This is a genomic window from Candidatus Magnetobacterium casense, from assembly GCF_019173545.1.
GTDB classification, from domain to species: Bacteria; Nitrospirota; Thermodesulfovibrionia; order Thermodesulfovibrionales; family Magnetobacteriaceae; genus Magnetobacterium; species Magnetobacterium cryptolimnobacter.
Window position 1 is genome coordinate 1 of the sequence record NZ_JABXWD010000232.1, and the last position, 5,604, is coordinate 5,604.

The window sequence follows — 5,604 nt, forward strand, 5'->3', positions numbered from 1 at the left end:
GGGGTGAATATATCTACGAGTTTTGAACTTTTTTACCTCTTTTTGTCTGCAACCCCGCATGAATACTATGCACATCTCTCCGTGTGTGCCTACTCGCCCAAAACCCAAGATAGACATACCCGCCCTTATCTGCGGATATCCCAAATGGGGCATTGAGCTGACCATCACCGGTACCCTTGCTGCCCCATTTCGCCATAAACACCCCGCTGCCGTTGAACTTCTGTAGGCGGTGATTGTTCGTATCGGCCACATAAATGTTGCCGCTGCCATCTATTGCCACACCGCCCGGTGAGTCAAACTGGCCATCGCCGCTACCCGAACTGCCCCACCTGGCCGTAAACACACCGGCGGAGTTGAACTTCTGTAGGCGATTGTTACCGCTGTCGGCCACATAGACGTTGCCGCCGGCATCAATGGCGATGCCAACAGGCGTATTAAACTGTCCGTCCCCGTTACCAAAGCTGCCCCACCCAGAGAGAAACTGACCGGCTGCGTTGAACTTCTGTAGGCGGTTGTTGCCGGTGTCCGCCACGTAGACGTTATTTTTGCCGTCAACAACCAGGGCGCCTGGTTCAACGAACTGGCCATCGGCGTTACCTTTCCCGCCCCATTTGGCAAGGAACTGACCGCTACCGTTGAACTTCTGTAGGAGGTGATTGCCGGTGTCTGCGACATAGATATTGCCACCGCTGTCAGCAACCAGAGAGGCGGGGCTGCTTAACTCTCCGTCTTTACTACCCTTAGTGCCCCACTTGGCAAGAAACTGACCGGCAGAGTTAAACTTCTGGATACGGTTGTTATTGGCATCGGCAACATAGACATCGCCATTGCCGTCAACTGTGATGCCGCGCGGCCAATCAAATTTCCCATCGTCTGTGCCATGACTGCCCCACTTGGTAAGAAATTGACCGTCGGAGTTGAACTTCTGGATACGGTTGTTGCCGCTGTCTACGATGTAGATATTGCCGGCGTTATCCACAACTATGGAGCGAGGCAGGTTGAACTGTCTGTCCCTGCTGCCATAGCTACCCCATGTGGTTATCAGTTGCCCGCTTGAGGTATACTTTAAGATGCGGTGATTGTATGTATCAGCCACATAGGCGTTGCCGCTGCCATCGGTGGCAATCCCGATAGGAAAGCTCATGTACCAGCGTCCTGATAAAAACGGCCACACCTGATCAGGTTTATAAGCCTCATCCGCCAGCGCCGTCATCGGTAAAACAACAAGTATTACCAACCACAAAACTATTCTTGCTTTCATTGTAGCACTTCCCCTCCTGCTTTTTGAGATATTAAAGGAGTACAAAACACCCCCTTATAGCAAATTTCGATTGGATTAAATACAGAATATGCGGCATTTTTACGGGGTCAAGGGGACTGGTCCCCTTGCGGGGGGGTCTGAAGGGGGCCAGGTGCGACCTGGAGCGCCAAGAAGCGGAGCCGCCCCTTTCTTTCTTGTATTGCACACAATCGAAACGCGCTATAAAATCGTATAAAATTAATCGGAAGAATGTCAAGAGAATTTTTTTATGGTCTGCTTACGAAGGTTGGATATCACATTGCCCGGTTATTTACTCCTGCCTGTCGTATATGTCCTCAAAGCGGATGATATCGTCTTCTTCGAGATACTCGCCGTTTTGTACCTCTATTACCTCCAGGGGGATAATGCCGGGATTTTCGAGTCTATGTTTTGTTGACTTTGGCACAAAGGCCGATTCGTTTACATGTACGAATACCTCCCTCTCCCCCACGATGACCTTGGCGGTGCCATTGACCACCACCCAGTGCTCTGACCTGTGATGATGCATCTGGAGACTTATGCAGGCCTTGGGATTGACCATCAGACGCTTTATCTTGTAACGTTCCCCGCTCTCCAGGATTGTGTAACTGCCCCAGGGTCTGTATGTAGTGACGTGTTCGTTGACCTCATGACGTCCTGCTTTTCTTAGCTCGGTAACGACATCCTTGACCTTCTGGGCGTGTCCACGCTTGGAAATCAGCACCACGTCATCGGTCTCCAGCACCATGCAGTTTTCTATCCCTATGGTTACGGTCAACCGGTTATCTCCAAGTATCATGGTATCTTTTGTGTCAAAGGTAAAGACGTCACCCTTTTTGACATTACCGTCGGCATCCCGCTCGATGATCTCAAACAGGGAGTCCCACGAACCTACGTCGTTCCAGTAGATGTCCAGGGCAAGTGTGGCAATCCTCTCTGATCGCTCCATAACCGCATAGTCTATAGATTTGTTGGGCATATCGGCAAATGATGCCAGCATCTCCCTGTACCCCTTGCCGAGCATCTGCGATATCGCCGGAATGTGCTTGTTGAACTCTTCCAGCATAACCTCTATATTAAAGGCAAATATCCCTGCATTCCAAAAGTGTTTACCGTCCTCTATGTATGTCTGCGCTGTCTGTTCATCGGGTTTTTCGGTGAATCTTTCAACCTCATATCCTTCAACCCCCTTGAGGGAGTGCTTCAGCCTGCTACCCCTCTGTATATACCCATAGCCTGTCTCCGGTTTGGTTGGTTTCACCCCAAATGTCACGATGTATCCTGCCGCCGTTATTTCTGTGGCCTGTTTCAGATAATCAGCAAACCTGTCATCGGGTCTTATTATGTGGTCTGAAGGACACACAAAGACCGTTTCATCCGGTCCGCACCCAAGCACATCCTGACAGTACTTGATACCAAGGGCTATGGCAGCAGCCGTGTTTCTTAGTGCGGGTTCGAGCACTATATGCACCCGCTGTACTATGTCGTGCCCCATGGAACTTATATCCGATTTTACGTGAAACTTGTATTGTTGGTTGGTCAGTATGACAATGTCATCGGCAGAGACAACGAGCATAAGCCTGCGTATGGTTTGTTGCAGAAGAGAATCATCACCGCTTAACTTTAAAAACTGCTTTGGGAATCCACTCCTGCTCAGAGGCCAAAGCCGTGTCCCACTACCACCCGCTAACAGCAGGGCCTTCAATCCAACACCTCATGCATACGCACAACCGCCCCCCAGCCCACTAATATTCAGTTATTCCGTCCCAGGCGCTTAATCAATGACATAAGGAGAATCGGGCACGTCTTCGTGTCTGATCTCATCTACCTCCCTGGCCCTCTGCCAACCGGCATAGAGTCTATCGGGCAGATTTATCACAAGCCCCGGTTCACCGGAGACATTCTTGTAGGCATGTACTATACCGGGAGGGACTATGACGATCTTGTTGCGTGCATCCCTGATAACCAACCTGGTTCCATACGTCCTGCCGGCAGGTCTGCTATCCCACAGGTACAGTGCAAAGTCGCCTAAGAAGCAAAAGTAATCCGTTTGCTCAACGTGCTCATGAGGTCCCCTCACCTGAGCCGGTTGCGTCATTGAGACATAAGCCATCTGCGGGTTAAATCCCTCCGGCAACTCATCCTCCCTGAACAACTCCGCAAGCCACCCTCGCTTGTCCTGGAAGTACCGAAGCTCTCTTACTATTACCCCGTCTATTTCTCCCGTCTTAAACTGCACTTGCATATATGCTAATGATATCATTGCCACATCGCCGTTGTCAAGGTGCCCAATTGCCTCATATAGAGTCTATACAAAACAACACCTGTTTCCTCACAAAAAGGTACTTTCTTATTTCATAGAGGATACCCTTAATTCTTAGAGACCGTTATCTGCCGGCTCTTTTCGATAGCTCCTCTTCAATCTTCTCATCCCACAACAGTACCTCACCACGCTTATGTCTTGCCTCTCTTATGAGGCGTAGATTTCGTTGAGTTGTCTCAGGCTCAAACTTCTCCCGCACCACTGCCAGGGCCTTGTAGAGTGTTTTCGTTGCCTGCTCCTCATCCTTTGCCAAGACCTGTAGTTCAAGAATGGTTGCATAGTCCCAATAATCTGGTTTACCCCCCGCCAGACGTCTCTGTGCCGAATACGTGACAACAGGTATCAGCTTGTTACGTTCCAGCTCTGGTGGGGTCTTGAGTTCCATCAAAGTGACGGCGTTGATCCCCGGGTAGGTATCACGCCAGTCGGCCTCAAAACCCTTAACATAGGCATTAATTGCCTTGTCAAGATACTCGTTAGCAAACCCACCATCTCCGGATTTTAACAATTCCTCCCAACGATCCTTGTAGACACGCCCCAAGATTCCATAGGTCTCACTGCTTGGACCACGTTCGTCTATCAATTCAAGCAGTTTACGTTCAGCCTCCTGCCATCTGCCGACACGATTTAATGCAAGTGCGTGCTGCTCCCTGATCATTACCGTTGCGGCAAGCGCCGGAAACATATTGTCAACAAGAGCTATCATTGCATCCCAAGCTTTAATCCCACGATATGAAAGAAACAGGTCTATCACAACCCCGGACTCCGCTTCTTGTATCGGAAAAAGTTCCTCTTCTATACGACGCAGTGCATCCAAACCCTGCTCTCTCGCAATGCGAAGGCGCTCTTTCATCTTCGTAGAATAAACTACCAGTTCCCTGCAAACGTCCGTCTTTGTGTGGTCAACGTCAGGATAACCTTGTACAAGCTGATATATTGGACTATCTGTTTGTGGATTTTTTGCTGCAACAAGACGTTTGGTTATCTTGGTTTTTGTGTCTTCTGCATTAATCAGTATCCCTTTGTCATTAAGTTTATACGGTATCGCCCTAAGCGGTTTAACATCAAAAGGTAGTTGACCACCAGCCTCGGCGTATATCAGTACCGTACTCCAAGGGCGCACGGCATGTCTCACTCCCAATTCATAAAAAACATTGGCATTGGCTGTTGTAAGGTCAGCTACTGCATACTCACAGAGAATTAAACGCTCATACATTGCCTTATGAATAATGCCACCAGCTTTCTCCTCATCAGCACGAAGCGGCTCCATACCGGCCTCCTTGATCGCCGCAGATATCATATCGTTGTAGACGGCATCAAAGTCGATTAACATGTCCAAGGCAGTTGGCTTTTTGCCAAACGGCATCAGAACAAAACACAGTGGACGATTCATTGCGTAACCTCCATATTATCTTTTTACACTAAAACATATTTACTCATTATATCTAAAATAGCTTCAACTGTTCCGGTTGAGGACTGTGATTGGGCAACGGAGGATAAAAGACTCCTATAATAATAAAAGGATTTTTGGATATTAAATGATGTTCCCTTGTGGTTCCCATAAAAAAGTATAGGTCTTTTGTCTTTGCAAAATTATCAAAATATTGTTTCTTCACCTCAGCACAAGCCAATGCCTCGTTTTTTTTATGTATTTTTAGATAGCGCAAATAGAGTTGTCCGGTTTCCCAATCTTCTATCATTAGTGTACTCTCTTTCCCTGAATTATCAAGAAACTTATATGAAAACTTATAAGGTAGCTTCGGAAACACTTTCAAGAGGTTTTCAGATTTCTCAAATAACTTTAATTGTCTTCTTTGTGACTCTAAATTTGCCAGTCTCTCTGAATCCCACTTCCTGGCTACTTCCTCCCAAGTGAAATCAAGAATCTCTGTAGGTTTAAACACAGCTAAAGATTTATATATGGTTTTATCTTTTGCTTCTGATATTAATTCTGTCATATTGCTATATACATTTTTTAATACTATATCCTTTCTCTCCTGCC

At 47.6% G+C, this 5,604-nt stretch carries 4 protein-coding genes and 1 pseudogene; all 5 read right to left on the reverse strand.

Features of this window, described 5'->3' with window-relative positions; genetic code table 11:
- Positions 1-13: 13 nt before the first annotated feature.
- Positions 14-1,261: a hypothetical protein gene (locus HWQ67_RS11970; protein ID WP_218252923.1), complete on the reverse strand. Its 1,248-nt coding sequence runs from the start codon at positions 1,259-1,261 to the stop codon at positions 14-16.
- A gap of 310 nt (positions 1,262-1,571) precedes the next feature.
- Positions 1,572-2,984: a mannose-1-phosphate guanylyltransferase/mannose-6-phosphate isomerase gene (locus HWQ67_RS11975; RefSeq protein WP_218252924.1), complete on the reverse strand. Its 1,413-nt coding sequence runs from the start codon at positions 2,982-2,984 to the stop codon at positions 1,572-1,574.
- Between the two features lie 69 nt (positions 2,985-3,053).
- Positions 3,054-3,542, reverse strand: coding sequence for a dTDP-4-dehydrorhamnose 3,5-epimerase family protein (locus HWQ67_RS11980; RefSeq protein WP_218252925.1), 489 nt, complete (start codon positions 3,540-3,542; stop codon positions 3,054-3,056).
- A gap of 124 nt (positions 3,543-3,666) precedes the next feature.
- Entirely contained in the window at positions 3,667-4,995 is a 1,329-nt protein-coding gene (locus HWQ67_RS11985; protein ID WP_218252926.1) for a TRAFs-binding domain-containing protein, read from the reverse strand.
- Positions 4,996-5,047: 52 nt separating this feature from the next.
- Positions 5,048-5,604 (reverse strand): annotated as a pseudogene (locus HWQ67_RS11990) (hypothetical protein); the annotation flags it as partial.

Excerpts from the sequence above, each read along its gene's own strand:
- HWQ67_RS11970 (WP_218252923.1), bottom strand. The coding sequence starts at position 1,261 with ATGAAAGCAAGAATAGTTTTGTGGTTGGTAATACTTGTTGTTTTACCG.
- HWQ67_RS11980 (WP_218252925.1), bottom strand. The coding sequence starts at position 3,542 with ATGATATCATTAGCATATATGCAAGTGCAGTTTAAGACGGGAGAAATA.
- HWQ67_RS11985 (WP_218252926.1), bottom strand. The coding sequence starts at position 4,995 with ATGAATCGTCCACTGTGTTTTGTTCTGATGCCGTTTGGCAAAAAGCCA.